Genomic DNA, 16,501 nt, shown 5'->3' with positions numbered 1-16,501 from the left:
GGCGGCGGCACCCGCCGCCCTGCACCGGCCGGGACGGCGTGACCGACCGGCCGGAGCACTGTCACCGCTGACCCGTCGGCGGAGCCCTGTCCGCCGCTGACCCGCCCGCAGCAGCCGGTGCGCGTCCGACCGCCGTTCCGTCGCCCGGAGACGCCACGCCCCTCGACCGGACGGGTGCGGCTCCGCCACCGGTGCCGGAGCGGTGTGCTCGTCCGGCGCCCAGGTCTCCTGCACGGCGCACGGCGCCGCGAACCGGCGTCCGCTGGCGGCCCCTGCGTCAGGCGTCCCGCTCCCTGGTGACGCGCCGGCCGTGGCCAGCGAGCGGGCCACGGCCCGGTGACGTGGCCGGTGCACGTGGCTCGATGGGTCCGCGGCGCTCATCTCGCCCACTCCGGCCTGCCCGGTTCCCGTCGGACCACCGTCCGGACCGCCCGGGCGGTCCCGTGCGAGGCCCTCGACGGTCGGACCGCCGGTCGTCATCGCGCCATGACCCGAGGCCCTCCCCCGCCGTTCCCGCCCCGCCGCACGTCCGGCGACGGGTGCGGTCGGCCCACCTGCCCGACCGGACGGGGTCGGGTGCGGTCGCCTGGGTCCGCCGGGCTGCCCGGGGCTGCCCGGCGGACGCGCCGGCGCAGGCGCGGACCGCGACCAGCCGTTCCTGGGCACCGTCACCTCGGTCTGCCACGTCCTCGAGGCCGCCGACTCCGGCTTCCCGCAGGGGCGGTGGGGTGATGGGCGGGTCGTACAAGGCGACGGCCGTTGCGGCGCCCGAGGCCACGGCCCTCGGGTGGCTGTCAGGCCGTCCGAGGACCCGCGACCCAGGATCTCCCCTCCCTGGGCAAGCGCCCCGAGCCCGGCCCGAGCCGACCGGCACACGACCGCGACAAGCCGCACGTCCTGGGCACGCAGCCGCACCGGCCCGACAGGACAGCGACGGGGCCGGGGCCGGACAGCGCGGACCGCGGACGCACGAGACCCCGCCCACCCTGGAGCGGGTGTGCGGGGCCTCTCGGGTGTGTGGCGCGACCGGTGGCGTCAGCCGAAGACGCCGGACAGGCCCATGACGGCCGGGCCGACCACGATGATGAGCAGGGCCGGCAGGATGCAGACCATGAGCGGGAAGGTGACCTTGACGGGCACCTTCATCGCCGCCTCTTCCGCGCGCTGACGGCGCTTGACGCGCATCTCCTCGGCCTGCACCCGGAGGACGTCGGAGATCGACACCCCGTAGGCGTCGGCCTGGTTGACCGCACCGATGAAGCGCTGGACGTCGGGTACGTGCGACCGGCGGACCAGGCCCTCGTAGGCCTCCCGCCGCGGCCGGCCGACGGCGATGTCCTGCACCGTCCGGGTCAGCTCCGCGGCCAGGGCGCCCGTGCCGTTGGTGGCCGCCCGGGACATCGCGGCCTCGAAACCCAGCCCGGCGGCGACGCAGATGACCATCTGGTCCAGGACGTCGGGCAGCTGACGGGCGATCTGCTCCTGCCGGCTCTTGCCCATCCTCGACAGCAGCAGCTCGGGCAGGTGGTAGGCACCGATCGGCAGCACGACGAGGAACAGGGCCGAGACCAGGCCGGGCGAGGCGGCGAACCACCAGCCGGCGAGGAGGAGGACACCGAGGCCGAGCCAGATCTTGCTCCACAACGTGCGCATCATCGTCCAGCCGCCGGGCCAGCCGGCCACGTCCAGCAGACGGCGCATCCGGCGGGCCGCCGTCTCGGGCGTCAGCGCTCGCAGGAGGGCCCCGGAACCGGTGCCGCGCGACTCGAGCGAGCCGACCTGGGGCAGCTCGGTGGTCTCCAGGCCCCGTGTGAGGTTGCGCCGTGCGATCGACAGGGAACGGCTCGACCGCGACAGCGCCCGGTGCAGCGCCCAGCCGATGGGCAGGACGACCGCCAGGATCGCCAGCAGGAGGACCGGGGTCATCAGAACTCCACCTTCACGGTCTGCCGGATCCAGAGGGAGCCGATGAGCATCAGGACGCCGGCGACCGCGACCGCCGTGATGCCGCCGGAGGAGCTGAAGAGCTGGCCGACGTAGTGCGGGGAGATCACCAGCAGCACGCCCGTGATGACGAAGGGCATCACCAGCAGGACGACGCCGGAGATGCGCCCCTCGGCGGACAGCGCCCGCGCCTGGCGGCGCAGCTGGCCGCGCTCCCGGATCGTGTTGCTGACCCGGTCGAGCACCTCGGCGAGGTTGCCACCGACCTCGCGGTGGATGGCGATCGCCTGCACGACCCAGGCGAAGTCCTCGCTCTGGGTGCGGTCGGCGACCTCGTCCAGGGCGGCGCCGAGGTCCCGACCGACGCGGGTCTCGTTGACCACCCGGGAGAACTCCTCGGAGATCGGCGCCGCGGTGTCGTGACTGACGGTGTCCAGGGCGCGGTGCACGCTGTGCCCGGCCCGCAGGCTGCCGGCCATGAGCTGCAGTGCGTCGTCCAACTGCTCGGCGAAGGCGGTCTGCCTGCGTCGGGTCGCCCGGCCCACCAGCACCTTCGCACCGATCGGGGCGAGGGCGGCGCCGACGAGGGCGAACAGCGGCCCACCGGCGAGCAGGCCCAGCGCCGCCAGACCGAGGGCGGCGCCGCCGGTGATGACGACGACCTCCGAGGGCTTGCTGCGGATGCCGGCGCGCTCCAACGCGACCTCGAGTCGCTCGGTGCGTCCGGTGTGCTGCAGCAGCCGGTCGACCCCCGCCGTGGTGCCCACGGCCGCCGAGGACAACCCGCCCGACGGGGCGGCCTGCCGCCCGGGGGCGAGCCGGGACAGCGGCACCGTGGTGCGCCGCGGTCCGGCGACCACGAGGACGCCGCCGGCGAGGGCCAGTCCGACGAGGGCGACGCCGATCCACACGATGACGGGCATCACGCACGCCCCGGCGAGGTGGTCCGGTGCACGGGAGCCCCGAAGACCCGCGGTGACACGGCGATGCCCAGCTCCTCGAAGCGCTGGGTGAAGCGTGGCCGGACCCCGGTGGGGACGGCCTTGCCGATGATCCGGCCGTTGAGGTCCGTGCCGCCGGAGTAGTCGAAGACGAAGGCGTCCTGCAGGGTCACCGTGTCGCCCTCCATGCCCTGCACCTCGGTCACGTGGGTGATCCGGCGGGTGCCGTCCCGCAGCCGGGAGATCTGCACGATGACGTCGACGGCCGAGGCCACCTGCTCGCGCACGGCGCGCAGCGGCAGGTCCATGCCCGCCATGAGCACCAGGGTCTCCAGGCGGGCGACGGCGTCGCGCGGGGTGTTGGCGTGCACGGTCGACAGCGAGCCGTCATGGCCGGTGTTCATCGCCTGCAGCATGTCCAGGCTCTCGCCGCCGCGGACCTCACCGACCACGATGCGGTCGGGCCGCATGCGCAGCGAGTTGCGCACCAGCTCGCGGATGCCGATGGCGCCCTTTCCCTCGATGTTGGCCGGGCGGGACTCCAGCCGGACGACGTGCTCCTGCTGCAGCTGCAGCTCGACGGCGTCCTCGATGGTGATGATCCGCTCGGTCTCCGGGATGAAGGAGCTGAGCACGTTGAGCAGCGTCGTCTTACCCGTCCCGGTGCCACCGGCGACGATGATGTTGAGCCGCGCCTCCACACAGGCCCGCAGCAGCTCGGCCATCTCCGGGCTCATCGTCCCGAAGGAGATGAGGTCGGCGACCTGCAGCGGGGTGCGGGAGAACTTGCGGATGGTCAGCGAGGAACCGCTGAACGCCAGCGGCGGGATGATCGCGTTGACGCGGGAGCCGTCGGCCAGGCGTGCGTCGACCAGCGGCGAGGACTCGTCGATGCGGCGGCCCACCCGGGAGACGATCCGCTCGGTGACCCGGCGCAGGTGCGCCTCGTCGGCGAAGGAGGTCGTGGTGAGGGTGAGCCGGCCGCGCTTCTCGACGTAGACCCGGTCCGGGCCGTTGACCATGATCTCGGTGATGTCGGTGTCCTCGAGCAGCGGCTGCAGGGGGCCGTAGCCGAGCACCTCGTCGGTGATCTCGCTCATCAGCCGCCGGCGGTCCTCGCCGGACAGCGCGGTCTGCTCGTTGGCGAGCACCCGCTGCAGCTCGGTGCGCACCAGGGCGTGCAGGTGCTCCTCGGGCAGGTCGGGGTCGTTGAGCTTGTTGCCCAGCCGGTCGAAGAGCGCACGGCTGGCGCGGTTCTTGAGCCGGGTCAGCGCGTCCCCCGAGCCCGTCGTGGCCGCGACCTCGTGCCCGGGCTCGACGGTCGTGGCGACCCGGTCGGCGAGGCTCTTGGCCGGGCTGGCCAGCGCGGCGGCCGCACGGGCCACCTGCACCGGCTCGGGGCCGAGCACGTTCTCGCCCCGCGCGGTCGCGATGCGGTCGGTGAGGGTCATCGCGCACCGGCCTTGCGCCGGCCGAACAGGCCGGTGCGCACCGAGGCGGCCAGCGGCAGGAAGCGGTCGAGCAGGGTCTGCAGGCCCTTGGCCACCGGGTCGCGGCCACCGGCCTGCAGCAGCGGGACACCCGTGTTCGTCGAGAGTGGCACCGCCGAGCTGCGCGGCAGGACGAGGTCCAGCGGGGCGCCGATGGTGGTCTCGATGTCCTTCATCGAGAGCGCGCCGTCGGTGTCCCACATGTTGAGCAGCAGGTGACGGCGGTCCGGCACGAGGCCGAGCTCGGTGAGCACGTCGATCTCCTTGCGGAGGCCGCGCACCCCGGGGACGTCACCGCCGCTGAGCAGGACCAGGTCGGTGGCCCTCTCCAGCACGGTGAGGGTGTGGTCGGACAGACCGGGCGCGGTGTCCAGCACGACGTACTGGAACTCCTGCCGGAGCGTGTCGATCAGCCGGGCGACCTGCTCGGAGGTGACCGCGTCGCCGGCGGCCGGGGAGTCGCTGCCGGCGACGACGTAGAGCCCGCTGGGGTGCCGGGTGAGGAAGGTCTTGAGCACCAGCGGGTCGCTGCTGGCCGCGCCGTGCACCGTGTCGGGCAGCGAGTACTCGGGCACCAGGGCCAGCGCGCTCGCCACGTCACCGAACTGCAGGTCCAGGTCGACGATGACGGTCGAGCCGGTGCCCGACCGGGCCAGTCCGACGGCGAGGTTGGTCGACACGGTGGTCTTGCCGACGCCGCCCTTGGCCGAGGCGACCACGATGACGCGGTGGTCGGAGTCCTCCTCCACGGTGGTGGCCAGCGCACGGGCGCGCTCGGCGCAGCGGCGGAGCACGGCCACGACGTCGTCCGGGCCGGCGTCGGGGCTGAGCACGTCGCGCACGCCGGAGCGCATCGCCGCGACCCACAGGTCGGGGTCCGACGGGCCGACGACGACGACGCTGGTGGCGGCGCTGGCGACGTCGACCCATGCCGCCAGGTCCAGCGCACGCTGCAACGGGACGCCGGAACCGAGCACGAGCACCTGGGGGTTCCCGGTCTCCGCGAGACGGGCGGCCAGGCCCCCGTCGGCGTCCAGTCCCTCGACGCCGAGGTGGGTGGCGGTCGTGCTGGCGGCGGTGAACCGCTCGGCGAGCTCGGCCCCGAGGCCGATGGTCAGGACGGTGCTCATGACTGCGCTCCTGCGGACGAGGTGGCGGCGACGGTGGAAGCGGATGTCGTACCCGGGCGGGCCGTCTGCTGGAGGGAGAGCCAGACGGTGCCCTGCTGCATCCCGGCGACGACGGCTGCGCTCTGCGGGCCGTCGAGGGCGAGGGTCACGGTGACCTGCGCACTGGCGTCGGTCGACGAACTGGCACCGGTCGACCGGGTGACGAGCACGCCGTCCAGGCTCTGCGAGGCGGCCGAGGCGTCCTTGCCGAGCAGCAGGACGCCGACCCGGTCGCCGGCCTTCAACGCACCGTCGACCGCCTGCTGCGGCTGCAGGGTCAGGCTGATCTCCTGCGTCCCGGCCGGTGCGGCGACCGTACCGGCCGGCAGCAGGGCGGCCGGGTCCGCGAAGCGGTCGGCGAGCACCTGCTCACCGGGCAGCAGGTCCGCGGTGGTCACGGAGCCGGCCACGGCGGCCAGGGAGGACAGGCTGCCGGGGGCGGCGAGGCGGGCCGGCACCTCCACGGTGCGGACGGACCCGGCGAGGTCGGCGCCACCGGTGCCGGCCGGGACGGTGCTGCCGACCACCAGGACCGGGACCAGCTGCTCGCCGGCCTGGGCCCGTGCATCGGCGGACCGCGCGTAGCTCACGAGGACCACAGCTCCGACGGCGGCGATGAGGAACGCCGCGACGGCGGCGAGGAGGCGGCGTTGCATGATGATCATCCTTGGGTTGGCGGGGTGACGGGGCGGGGCGCGGGCCGGGGGACGTCCACGGGTCAGACCGTCAACCGGACAGAGGAGGGCACCGGGGTGCCCAGTGCGGGGTCGGCCTTGCCCGTGGAGAAGCCCCACAGGCCGCCGTCGGCGGTGACCCCCATGACGTGGAAGCCGAGGTGTTCCCGGACGCGGTACTGGTCGCCGCGCACCTGGTCGTAGACCGGCACGACGATCTGGTAGCCGCCGTAGGGCCAGCTGGTCACGGCACCGAACTGGCTGCTCGCGACGCAGGTGCGGGCCGCGAAGGCGACCGGCTGGAAGACCTGGCCGGTCACGTCCCTGCCCTTGGCCGAGCTGCTGCCGCAGGCGGCACCGGCGTCGGTCGGGGTCATCACGCTGCTGGGGAGGACCAGGGAGCCGTCCGGTCCGCTGCAGGTGTCGTTGCCGACCCAGGCGGCCGGGGTGATCTCCTGCCGGGGCGGCAGGAGCCACAGCCCGTTCGGCTCGCCGGCCGGGTGGGACGGCGTCTGGGCGGGTAGCTGGAGGTAGCGGCACCAGGAGAGGGCGAGGGGGTAGCTGGCCGGGTAGCTGATCGTCGCCGGCGTCCACTCGGCCGTCGAGCTCACCGTCACGGTGCCCGGCCCGATCGGGATGGGCCGCGAGACCGCGGCGCTGACGGTGACCGTCACCTTCCGGCCGACGAGGTCGGTGGTGACCGTGCCGCCGTTGACGGCGTTGTCGGACACCAGGCGGATGGCGGTGTCCGTCGACGCGTCCTTGACGGCGGCCGGGCAGGCGGTGGGCGGCACGGCGTCGGGGACGAAGGGCAGCGCGTGGGCGCAGTCCAGGGCGACGGCGAGGGCCGCGGCGTCGGCGGCGTTGCGCAGGAGCTGCTGGTCCCGGCGCGCGGCCGAGGTGTCGATGGCGATGGCCGCGAAGGCGATCAGCACGGTCATGCTCAGGGCGACGAAGATGGCGATGGCGCCGCGCTCCTCGCGGAGACGACCGCCGAGTGCACCGGTCAGCCGCCGCATCGCATGACCGCCTTGCCGGTGAGGTCCAGGCCGGCAGCACCGAACAGGCCGGCGCCGAAGGACCCGTTGTAGGCGATCGTGACGGTGACGGTCGCTGTCGGGTCGGTCGCTGCGGGACCGGTCGGCGTCGGGGCGGTCGAGGGGCACGACGGCCGGCTGAACGTGATCTGCGAGGCGGAGATGCCGAGGTCGCCTGCGGCCGACTGCACCGCGGCCGTGGCCGCAGCCGTGGCATCGGTCATCGTCGTGGTCGTGGTGCCGCTCAGTGCGACGACCCGGGCGCCCTCACGGGCCGCGGCAGTCAGCCGGGCCTGCGTCTGGAACGCCTGGCTGGCCGCGATGATGCCGAGGAGGATCACCAGCAGCAGCGGGACGACCAGGGCGAACTCGACGGCTGCGGCACCGCGCTCGCCACGCAGCCGGGCAGCGGAACAGCTCCGGCCGGCAGGGCGGGCAGCATGGGTGGCGCGCACGTCGCTTCCTCTCGAGATGGGGTCGGACCTGGTCTGGATGGCGGATCGGATGGGCTGCGGGCGCGGCGGCCGGCTCCGGGGAGGAGCCGGCCGCAGCGCCGCAGGAGCGCCGTCGTACGGCGCTCGACTCAGCCGGCCTTGGGGGTGGCGGCGGGGGCGTTGAGGTCGATGCCGTTGAAGAGGTTGGTGACCTTCTCGCCGAAGAGGACCAGGGCGCCGATGATCACGACCGCCAGGACGCCGACGAGCATCGCGTACTCGACGGCGCTGGCGCCCTTCTCGTCCTTGAGCGAGGTCATGCGGTCGTTGACGCGGCCGCCGGCGACGACGGAGAGGGTGTAGAGCGACTGGAAGAGGGTGACCACGGTGCTTCTCCTGAGGGAGGGGCCGTCGCCTGGTCGGATCGAGTGATCCGGGGTCGCGGCTTCACGAGGGTTGTCGGCGCCGGATCGGGTGACCCCGAGCGGTACACGGCCGGGTTCACCCGCAGGGGGGAGAGACCAGGCGCCACCGGGCCCACCGTCGTCACCCGCTGTGACGACGGCGCCCCGGTGATCACCAGAGCGTGAGCGCCCATGGCCCGGAGAGCAGTGCGGCGACGAGGGCGCCCGCGAGCAGAGCGGGGCCGAAGGGCAGGTCCGTCTTCAACCCCGTGCGCCGAGCCACCAGCAGACAGAGGCCCAGCAGGGCCTGCCCGAGGAAGCCCAGGAAGAGACCGGCGACCACGCTCGGCCACCCGAGCCAGCCCAGGTACAGCCCGGTGAGCCCGACCAGCTTGACGTCGCCCATGCCCAGACCGGACGGGCTGATCAGCGCCATGACCAGCAGCAGTCCGAAGCAGGCCAGGCCGGCGAGCAGTCCCCGCCCCAGGTCGTCCCAACGCCCGGAGACCAGGGCCGCGCCGGCCAGCAGCAGCACGGCCAGCCCGCTCCCCCACAGCAGGACCCGGTTGGGCAACCGGTGCTCCCGGAGGTCGACCACGCCCAGCAGGAGCCCGACCAGCACCAGCCACAGCCAGGCCGGCAGGTCCGCGGACGCCCCGAAACGCAGGACCACGGCGGTCGACGCCACGGCACCCACCACTGCGGCCAGCACGGGGCCCGCTCCCCCGGTGCCGACGGCGGTCACGGGCAGCGTGGCGAGAGCGCCTGCGCCACCGGCGCCGGGCGCGGGGTCCATCGGCCGGGTGAGGGCACCGCCGGAGGCCCGGTGGACAGCACGGCCGGCCAGTGCGCCGAGCAGCGCGACGGCGACGCAGAGCAGCGCGGTCACCGGGCGCTCGCCGGACGGTCGCCGGACGTGCAGGCACCGCGCCGTCGCAGGCAGGTCCGTGCCGTCACCGCTGCCCCCCTCGGACGTCTCGGGGGAGGTCTCGGCGGCGACGGCGACTTGTTGAGCTGGCGGCGGCCGACGTCGCCCCGCTTCGCCGCACTGCGCACCAGCCGTCACTCTGGGCCCGTCCGCACCTCCGCTCCCGGGGGCCGGCGGCGGTGCCCGGGCGCAGCGGGCCGGTTCAGCGGGCGCGGGCGACCTTCAGTGCGCTGGTGACCATCGGCACCTGGAACGGGATACGGGCCAGTGCCACCGCCAGCTTCTCCGGCCGGTGCCGGGACGCCCGCACCGTCTGTGCGTGCGCGGGCAGGACGCCGACCAGCAGCGCGACCGCGGCCCAGCCCCCGGCCCGCCGGGTGGCCGGGACGGCGAGCAGCACGGCGGCGCCCAGCTCGACGACGCCGCTGCCGAGCACCCACGGCCGGGCCGGGCCGAGCTCCGGCGGGATCATCCAGTCGTAGACCTGCGGGCGCACCAGGTGGAAGACCCCGGTCGCGGTCAGCGCCCCGGCCATGGTCAGCGCACGTACGTCGTCCCTCATGACCGGCGACAGTAGGCTCGCCCGTTGTGTCCGCCACCGACCTCCTCATCGCCGCCGGGGTCGCCCTCCTCGCCGGCGGCATCAACTCCATCGCCGGAGGCGGCTCGCTGATCCTCTTCCCGGTGCTGGTCAGCCTGGGCCTGGGCACGGTGGCCGCCAACGTCACCAACTCGGTCGCCCAGTGGCCGGGCTACATCGGCGGCGTGCTCGGCTTCCGCTCGGAGTACGGCGGGCAGCGCAGCCGGCTCATCCGGTTCGCGGTCACCGCGGTGCTCGGCGGCACCGTCGGCTCGGTGCTGCTGCTGACCACCCCGTCGGAGGCCTTCGACACGATCGTCCCGGTGCTGGTGTTCCTGGCCAGCATCCTGCTGGCCTTCCAGCCGCTGATCACCAGGCGCCTCAAGCGAACTGACGGCGACGGCCGCACCGGCGACCCGGCCTGGCTCTACGTCGCACTGTTCCTGGCCACCGTCTACGGCGGCTACTTCGGTGGTGCGCTGGGCGTGATCCTGGTCGGCGTCCTGGGCCTGGGCCTGGGCCGGCTGAAGCTGGCCAACGCGATGAAGAGCGCGATCTCGCTGGTCACCGCATCGGTGACGGTGGTCGTCTTCGGCATCTGGGGCCCGGTCGAGTGGGCCTACGTGGCGGTGTGCGCGCCGGCCGCGCTGCTGGGCGGGTTCCTCGGCGCGAAGGTCGCCACCCGCATCCCGAGCACCCCGCTGCGGGTGATGATCGTCGTCTTCGGCGTCTCGGTCTCGGTCTACCTGTTCCTCCGCGGCTGACGCACCCCGTGCCCGACGCCCTCGCACTCGTCCTCGCCGGCCTGCTGCTGGCCGCCACCCTCGCCGCTGCCGCCGCCGACTCACCCCGGCTGCCCCCGGCGCTGATCGCCGTCCCCGGCGCACTGCTGCTCACCGCCCTCGGGGCCGTCGGGTGGGACGACGCCGGTGCCACGCTGCGGGAGGTCGGGCCCACCGTCGCCTTCCTGGTGGTCATCCTGCTGCTGGCCGACCTGGCCGACCGCGAGGGGCTGTTCAGCTGGTCGGCGGCGGTGACCGCACGGCGGGCCGGCCGCTCGGCGCAGGGGCTGCTGGGCCGGGTGTTCCTGCTCGCCGCGGTGGTCACCGCGGTGCTCAGCCTGGACGCCACCGTCGTGCTGCTCACCCCGGTCGTGGTCGCGCTGGCCCGGCACATGCGGGTCCCGGTCGCGCCGCACGGCTACGCGGTCGGCCACCTGGCGAACTCGGCGTCGCTGCTGCTGCCGGTGTCGAACCTGACGAACCTGCTGGCGGTCGCGGCGACCGGGCTGTCGTTCCTGCACTTCGCCGGGCTGATGGTGCTGCCGCAGCTGGTCGCGCTGGTCGTGGAGTACCTGGTGCTGCGCCGGCTGTTCCGCGACCAGCTGCAGGACACCATCGACGCGCCGGTGTCCGAGGTGCCGCGCACCCCGGTGCTGGCGCTGGTCGTGGTCGGCGCCACGGTTGCGGGCTTTGCGCTGGTCTCGCTGATCGGGGTCGGTCCGGTGTGGCCGGCGGCCGCCGGGGTCGTCGTCCTCGGCGTCCGGCAGCTGGTCACCCGGCAGATCGGCGTCCCTGGCCTGGTGCAGGCGGCCAACCTGCCCTTCGGGCTGTTCGTGCTGGGCCTGGCGGTGCTGGTGCTGGTGCTGCAGCAGCACGGCCTGGAGGCGCTGCTGGCCGACCTGCTGCCCGCCGGACACGACCTGCCGGCGCTGCTGGCCGTCGCCGGCATCGCGGCGCTGCTGGCCAACCTGGTCAACAACCTGCCCGCGACCCTCGCGCTGCTGCCGATCGCGGCGGCCGGTGGTGTGCCGACGGTGCTGGCGGTGCTGATCGGGGTGAACGTCGGCCCGAACCTGACCTACGCCGGGTCGCTGGCCAACCTGCTGTGGCGGCGGGTGCTGGGCACCGACGCCCCCGGCGCGCTGCGGTTCAGCCTGGTGGGCCTGGCCACCGTGCCGCTCACCCTCGCCGGCGCCACCGCCGCGTTGTGGCTCGCCCTCCAGGTCTGATCGGCCCGGCTGCAGGGACCCGCGGCGCGCGGAGCGTGTCGTGGGGGGCAGCCGGGTCCTTCACTCGCCGCCGCGGCCGGGGTCGCCGATGCTGATCATGGCCTCGACCGCGCGGCGGGCGCGGGCGGCGACGTCGGGCGCCACGTCGATCGCGCCGTCGCCGGTCTGCAGGGTCCGCAGCAGCTTCTCCGGCGTGATCATCTTCATGTAGCGGCAGGCGGCCCGGGAGTTCATCGGGATGAAGTCGGTGGTGCTGTTGAGCGCGCGCAGCTGGTGCAGGATGCCGATCTCGGTGGCCACCAGCACCTGCGGCGCCCGGGTCGCCGACGCGGCGTCGGCCATGCCGCCGGTGGACAGCACGCGGGTGCGCTCGGCGGGCAGGTCGCCGTGGCTGACCAGGTCCAGCACCGAGGTGGTGCAGCCGCACTCGGGGTGCACCAGGATCTCCGCGTCGGGGTGCGCGGCGATCTGCGAGCGGACGTCGGCGGGGCTGATGCCGGCGTGCACGTGGCACTCCCCCGCCCAGATCGACATGTTCGTCCGGCCGGTGACCCGCTTGACGTGCGCGCCGAGGAACTGGTCGGGCAGGAACAGGATCTCCCGGTCCTCGGGGATCGACCGGACGACGTCGGCGGCGTTGGAGCTGGTGCAGCAGATGTCGGTCTCGGCCTTCACCGCGGCGGTGGTGTTGACGTAGCTGACGACGACGGCGCCCGGGTGCTCGGCCTTCCACTCGCGCAGCTGCTCGGCGGTGATGCTGTCGGCCAGCGAGCACCCGGCGGCGTGGTCGGGCAGCAGCACCGTCTTGTCCGGGGACAGGATCTTGGCGGTCTCGGCCATGAAGTGGACGCCGCAGAACACGATCTCACGGGCGTCGGTCTCGGCCGCGATCCGGGACAGGTAGAGAGAGTCGCCGGTGAAGTGGGCGACGTCCTGGATCTCTCGCACCTGGTAGTTGTGCGCCAGGACGACGGCGCCGCGTTCGTCGGCGAGCCGGCGGACCTCGGCGGCCCACACCTCGTACTCGGCGGCGCTCATCGAGCGCTCGTCCCCGACGAGGGACGGGGTGGGCATCGTGGCGGTCATGCGTGCTCCAGCTGCTGGCAGGACACCGGTCTGCTCCAGTGTCCTCCGGGTGGACGGGGAGGCGGTGGGCTCAGCCGAGGTGGCTGGTGTCGTTGACCAGCCGGACGCTGGTGCGGCCGTCGGAGGACCAGGTGACCGTCGACAGCGACGCCGCCTCCAGGAACACCCGGTGGACGACGTCGTCACCGACCCCGAGCCCGGCGGCCAGCAGCAGCTTGATCGGCATCATGTGGCTGACCACGAGCACGGTCTTGCCGGCGTGCCGCTCGAGCACGCGGGCGCGGGCCCGGGCGACGCGGGTGGAGACGTCGGTGACCGACTCGCCGCTGGGCGGACGCACGTCGAGCGCCCCGGACCAACGCCGGAAGGCCAGCGGGCTCGTCGACTGCGCCTCGTCGGCGGTCAGGCCCTCCCAGGCGCCGAAGTCCAGCTCGCGCAGGTCGCCGTCGACCTCGACCGGGACGCCGAGCACCTCGGCGGCGGCCTCGGCGGTCTGCCGGGTGCGCTGCAGCGGGGAGCAGACGATGACGTCGATGCCCCGGCCGGCCAGGTGCCGGGCGGCCGCGGCGGCGTCGGCCCGGCCCCCGTCGGACAGCGGCAGGTCGCTGCTGCCGGAGAACCGGCGCTCGGGGGTGTGCTCGGTGCGCCCGTGCCGCAGCAGGTGGGTGACCGTGGTGACCACGGGGGCCGGCTCGGTGACCGGCTGCAGGTCGTCCTCGACCACGACCGGCTCGGTGGCCAGGTCGCGGCGCACCGGCTTCCCGTCCATGGCCGAGTTGGCCAGCGCGTCCGCGGCGCCGTTCTGGGCGCGCGGCACCCACGTGTAGCGCACCGACCCCAGCTGCCTGGCGATGTCGCGGGCGGTGACGGCCAGCTTCTTCATGTCCGGGTGCTTGATCTGCCAGCGGCCCGACATCTGCTCCACGACGAGCTTGGAGTCCATCCGGACCTCGACGTCGGCGGTCGGGTCGAGGTCGAGCACGGCCTGCAGCCCGGCGACCAGGCCGCCGTACTCGGCGACGTTGTTGGTCGCCCGGCCCACCGACTCCGCCCGCTCGGCCAGGACCCGGCCGGTGTCGGCGTCCCGCACCAGCGCGCCGTAACCGGCCGGCCCGGGGTTGCCGCGCGACCCGCCGTCGGCCTCGATGACGAGCCGGCGGCTCACAGCCCGGACTCGGCGGTGCGCACCAGGATCCGGTTGCAGTTCTCGCAGCGCAGCACGGTGTGCGGGTCGGCGTTGCGGTAGGACGCCAGCTCGGTGCCGTAGAACTCGATCCGGCAGCCCTGGCAGCGGCGGGCCTTCAGCTCGGCGGCGCCGGTGCTGCCGGTCTGGGCGGCGACCCGGTCGTAGACCTTGAGCAGGTCGGCCGGGACCGTGCCGGCGATCTCGTCGCGCTTCGCCCGGTGCTGGGTGACGCCCTCGGCGATGACGGCCAGTGCCGCGTCGCGGGCCTGCTCGGCGCGCTCCTGGTCGCCCTGCGCGCCGGCGAGACCGGCCTGCGCGGTGGCGAGCGTGGCGTCAGCGGCCTCGCGGCGCTCCATCAGCTCGAGCACCTGGTCCTCCAGGTCGCCCTGACGGCGCCCCAGCGACTCCAGCTCGTGCTGCAGGTTGGTGATCTCCTTCGGGGTGGCCCCGCCGGAGTCGATCCGCTCCTGGTCGCGGGCGGCGCGCTGCCGCACGGTGTCGACGTCGCCCTCCAGCCGCTTCTGCTCACGGTCGAGGTCCCGGACGACGGTCTGGGCCCGGACGACGTCGTCGGACAGGGTCCGCTGGGCGTCGACGGCGGCCTGGACGGCGGCGAGCTCGGGAAGGGTCCGCTCGCGGTGGGTGAGCTGCGCGAGCGCGACGTCCTCCGCGGCGAGGGCCAGCAGCTTCTGCTGGTCGAAGTGGTCAGCCTGCACGGGGCCAACCTACCCGCGCGCGGACCGGCTGAGGACCACACGCAGGGCGGAGGGCAGGGGGGTCCCTCGATCACCCGCGCGGCGCCGTCCCCCGGACCATGTCCTGCCGTCATCCCGTCCGGCGCGGGGTCTGGCCACCTGGCCGACCGTCCGGCCGCGGCGCACCACGGCCGGACGGTCGGCGAGGTGGCCGGACCCACCACGCCGGACGTACCCGGCCCGGCCCGCGGGTGCGGACCGGGCCGGGTGGTTCAGCGCCGGGGTGCCGAGGCCCCCGGCGGCGGGCCGGCCAGCGGCTCGTCGGACAGCGGGTCGGGCAGGTCGCGGACGCTGGGGTCCTCCCGCTCGGCGGTGTAGTCCGACGGGGAGGTGCCGTCGACGCCGTCGTCGACCTTCATCGCCCGCAGCACGATCGTGCCGACCACCGTGACGACCAGGTTCACCAGGAGCGCGAGGAACCCGGCGTAGACGGTGACCTTCGTGTCGAACCCGAGCTTGCCGAGGCCGAACGCCGACCCGCCCCAGTGCTCGCGGACCACGACACCACCGGGGCCCACGCGCGGGACGTTGTAGAGCATCAGCATGCCGGCGGCCATGCCGGCCACCCAGCCGGCGATGAGCGCACCGCGGTGCAGCCAGCGGGTGTAGAGCCCGATCGCCACCGACGGCAGCGTCTGCAGGATGATCACGCCGCCGATCAGCTGCAGGTCGATGGAGAACTGCGGGTCGATGAGCAGGATCGCCGCGACCGCGCCGAGCTTCACCACCAGCGAGGCGATCTTGGCGACCTTGGCCTCGTTCTGCGGGGTGGCGTCCTTCTTCAGGTACTCCTTGTAGATGTTGCGGGTGAACAGGTTGGCCGCGGCGATCGACATGATCGCGGCCGGCACCAGCGCACCGATGCCCACCGCGGCGAAGGCGATGCCGGCGAACCAGCTGGGGAACATGTCCTGGAACAGCCGGGGCACGATCGTGTTCGCGTCGGTGCCGACCGGCGTCGTCCCGGCCGCGATGGCCATGAAGCCCAGCAGGGCGATGAACCCCAGCGCCAGGCTGTAGACCGGCAGCGCGCTCATGTTCCGCTTGAGCACGTCACGGTTCTTGGCCGCCAGCGCCCCGGTGATGGAGTGCGGGTACAGGAAGAGCGCCAGCGCCGAGCCCAGCGCCAGGGTCGCGTACTGCAGCTGACCGGCCGGTGCCAGCAGCACCCCACCGCTCTTCGCCGCGGTGAACTTGGCGTCGGCGGCACCGAAGATCGCGTCCCAGCCGCCGAGCTTCGAGGGGATGACGATGATCGCCACGATGATCGTCAGGTAGATGAGGATGTCCTTGACGAACGCGATCAGCGCCGGCGCCCGCAGGCCGGAGTTGTACGTGTAGATGGCCAGGATCAGGAACGCGGCCAGGATCGGCCACTGCCCAGTGACGCCCATCGTCTTCAGCACGGCCTCGATGCCGACCAGCTGCAGGGCGATGTAGGGCATCGTCGCGACGATGCCGGTGATGGCGACCAGCAGGGCCATCGTCGGGGAGTCGAAGCGGGAGCGGACGAAGTCCGCCGGGGTCACGAAGCCGCGCACGTGGCTCACCGACCACAGCCGGATGATCACCAGGAAGATCAGCGGGTAGACGACGATCGTGTACGGGACGGCGAAGAACCCGGCCGCCCCCGCCCCGAACACCAGCGCCGGGACGGCGACGAACGTGTAGGCGGTGTAGATGTCCCCGCCGATGAGGAACCAGGTGATCCAGGAGCCGAAGCTCCGCCCGCCCAGCCCCCACTCGTCCAGGTGCATGAGGGTGTCGCCGCGCCGCCAGCGCGAGGCCAGGAAGCCCATCACGGTGACCAGCAGGAAGAAGACGACGAAGACGGCGACCTCGACGGTGTTGACCTCCATGGT

16 protein-coding genes are annotated in these 16,501 nt (G+C 73.8%); 2 read left to right on the top strand and 14 right to left on the bottom strand.

What is annotated here, in order from left to right; translation table 11 throughout:
* Nucleotides 1–1,035: 1,035 nt before the first annotated feature.
* From KUM42_RS17930 to KUM42_RS17885, 10 genes are all read right to left on the bottom strand, one after another.
* The gene (locus KUM42_RS17930; protein WP_237493879.1) at nt 1,036–1,926 is read right to left on the bottom strand and encodes a type II secretion system F family protein; all 891 of its coding nucleotides are present in this window, start codon (nt 1,924–1,926) and stop codon (nt 1,036–1,038) included.
* A complete protein-coding gene (locus KUM42_RS17925; protein ID WP_237493878.1) occupies nt 1,926–2,867 on the bottom strand; it encodes a type II secretion system F family protein in 942 nt (313 codons plus the stop codon). Before KUM42_RS17925 ends, KUM42_RS17930 begins: the two co-directional genes overlap by 1 nt.
* Nucleotides 2,867–4,336 (bottom strand): CpaF family protein, encoded by a 1,470-nt coding sequence (locus KUM42_RS17920; protein ID WP_237493877.1) that lies wholly within the window; start codon nt 4,334–4,336, stop codon nt 2,867–2,869. The genes KUM42_RS17925 and KUM42_RS17920 overlap by 1 nt, the downstream gene beginning before the upstream one ends.
* A complete protein-coding gene (locus KUM42_RS17915; protein WP_237493876.1) occupies nt 4,333–5,505 on the bottom strand; it encodes an AAA family ATPase in 1,173 nt (390 codons plus the stop codon). Before KUM42_RS17915 ends, KUM42_RS17920 begins: the two co-directional genes overlap by 4 nt.
* On the bottom strand, nt 5,502–6,200 hold the full coding sequence (locus KUM42_RS17910; RefSeq protein ID WP_237493875.1) for a hypothetical protein: 699 nt from the start codon (nt 6,198–6,200) through the stop codon (nt 5,502–5,504). Before KUM42_RS17910 ends, KUM42_RS17915 begins: the two co-directional genes overlap by 4 nt.
* Nucleotides 6,201–6,262: 62 nt before the next feature.
* Nucleotides 6,263–7,237, bottom strand: coding sequence for a pilus assembly protein TadG-related protein (locus KUM42_RS17905; RefSeq protein ID WP_237493874.1), 975 nt, complete (start codon nt 7,235–7,237; stop codon nt 6,263–6,265).
* Nucleotides 7,225–7,710 (bottom strand): TadE/TadG family type IV pilus assembly protein, encoded by a 486-nt coding sequence (locus KUM42_RS17900; RefSeq protein ID WP_237493873.1) that lies wholly within the window; start codon nt 7,708–7,710, stop codon nt 7,225–7,227. The genes KUM42_RS17905 and KUM42_RS17900 overlap by 13 nt, the downstream gene beginning before the upstream one ends.
* A gap of 128 nt (nt 7,711–7,838) precedes the next feature.
* Complete coding sequence (locus tag KUM42_RS17895) at nt 7,839–8,075, bottom strand: Flp family type IVb pilin (RefSeq protein ID WP_237493872.1); 237 nt, start codon at nt 8,073–8,075, stop codon at nt 7,839–7,841.
* A 190-nt stretch (nt 8,076–8,265) separates the two neighbouring features.
* Entirely contained in the window at nt 8,266–8,982 is a 717-nt protein-coding gene (locus tag KUM42_RS17890) for a prepilin peptidase (protein WP_237493871.1), read from the bottom strand.
* 241 nt (nt 8,983–9,223) lie between these two features.
* Nucleotides 9,224–9,583 (bottom strand): hypothetical protein, encoded by a 360-nt coding sequence (locus tag KUM42_RS17885; RefSeq protein ID WP_237493870.1) that lies wholly within the window; start codon nt 9,581–9,583, stop codon nt 9,224–9,226.
* Between the two features lie 26 nt (nt 9,584–9,609).
* Between KUM42_RS17885 and KUM42_RS17880 the strand changes: the two genes are divergently transcribed.
* Nucleotides 9,610–10,365, top strand: a complete 756-nt coding sequence (locus KUM42_RS17880; RefSeq protein ID WP_237493869.1) for a sulfite exporter TauE/SafE family protein — start codon at nt 9,610–9,612, stop codon at nt 10,363–10,365.
* Nucleotides 10,366–10,373: 8 nt separating this feature from the next.
* Complete coding sequence (locus tag KUM42_RS17875; protein ID WP_237493868.1) at nt 10,374–11,612, top strand: SLC13 family permease; 1,239 nt, start codon at nt 10,374–10,376, stop codon at nt 11,610–11,612.
* Nucleotides 11,613–11,672: 60 nt separating this feature from the next.
* On the opposite strand, the gene nadA is transcribed toward KUM42_RS17875, so the two are convergent.
* From nadA to mctP, 4 genes are all read right to left on the bottom strand, one after another.
* Complete coding sequence (gene nadA, locus KUM42_RS17870; protein ID WP_237493867.1) at nt 11,673–12,698, bottom strand: quinolinate synthase NadA; 1,026 nt, start codon at nt 12,696–12,698, stop codon at nt 11,673–11,675.
* 70 nt (nt 12,699–12,768) lie between these two features.
* Nucleotides 12,769–13,863 carry a bifunctional RNase H/acid phosphatase gene (locus KUM42_RS17865; RefSeq protein ID WP_237493866.1) on the bottom strand — a complete coding sequence of 365 codons (1,095 nt, stop codon included), beginning with the start codon at nt 13,861–13,863 and terminating at the stop codon, nt 12,769–12,771.
* Nucleotides 13,860–14,600, bottom strand: coding sequence for a zinc ribbon domain-containing protein (locus KUM42_RS17860; protein ID WP_237493865.1), 741 nt, complete (start codon nt 14,598–14,600; stop codon nt 13,860–13,862). Before KUM42_RS17860 ends, KUM42_RS17865 begins: the two co-directional genes overlap by 4 nt.
* Before the next feature lie 251 nt (nt 14,601–14,851).
* On the bottom strand, nt 14,852–16,498 hold the full coding sequence (gene mctP, locus KUM42_RS17855) for a monocarboxylate uptake permease MctP (protein WP_237493864.1): 1,647 nt from the start codon (nt 16,496–16,498) through the stop codon (nt 14,852–14,854).
* Nucleotides 16,499–16,501: the final 3 nt, after the last annotated feature.

The sequence above is a fragment of the Modestobacter sp. L9-4 genome, assembly GCF_019112525.1.
Taxonomy (GTDB): Bacteria; Actinomycetota; Actinomycetes; order Mycobacteriales; family Geodermatophilaceae; genus Modestobacter.
Note: the sequence above shows the minus strand (reverse complement) of the source record. Positions and strands in the feature narration are given on the sequence as shown.

Excerpts from the sequence above, each read along its gene's own strand:
- KUM42_RS17910 (WP_237493875.1), bottom strand. The coding sequence starts at position 6,200 with ATGCAACGCCGCCTCCTCGCCGCCGTCGCGGCGTTCCTCATCGCCGCC.
- KUM42_RS17915 (WP_237493876.1), bottom strand. The coding sequence starts at position 5,505 with ATGAGCACCGTCCTGACCATCGGCCTCGGGGCCGAGCTCGCCGAGCGG.
- nadA (WP_237493867.1), bottom strand. The coding sequence starts at position 12,698 with ATGACCGCCACGATGCCCACCCCGTCCCTCGTCGGGGACGAGCGCTCG.
- KUM42_RS17930 (WP_237493879.1), bottom strand. The coding sequence starts at position 1,926 with ATGACCCCGGTCCTCCTGCTGGCGATCCTGGCGGTCGTCCTGCCCATC.
- KUM42_RS17885 (WP_237493870.1), bottom strand. The coding sequence starts at position 9,583 with ATGAGGGACGACGTACGTGCGCTGACCATGGCCGGGGCGCTGACCGCG.
- KUM42_RS17920 (WP_237493877.1), bottom strand. The coding sequence starts at position 4,336 with ATGACCCTCACCGACCGCATCGCGACCGCGCGGGGCGAGAACGTGCTC.
- KUM42_RS17925 (WP_237493878.1), bottom strand. The coding sequence starts at position 2,867 with ATGCCCGTCATCGTGTGGATCGGCGTCGCCCTCGTCGGACTGGCCCTC.
- KUM42_RS17905 (WP_237493874.1), bottom strand. The coding sequence starts at position 7,237 with ATGCGGCGGCTGACCGGTGCACTCGGCGGTCGTCTCCGCGAGGAGCGC.
- mctP (WP_237493864.1), bottom strand. The coding sequence starts at position 16,498 with ATGGAGGTCAACACCGTCGAGGTCGCCGTCTTCGTCGTCTTCTTCCTG.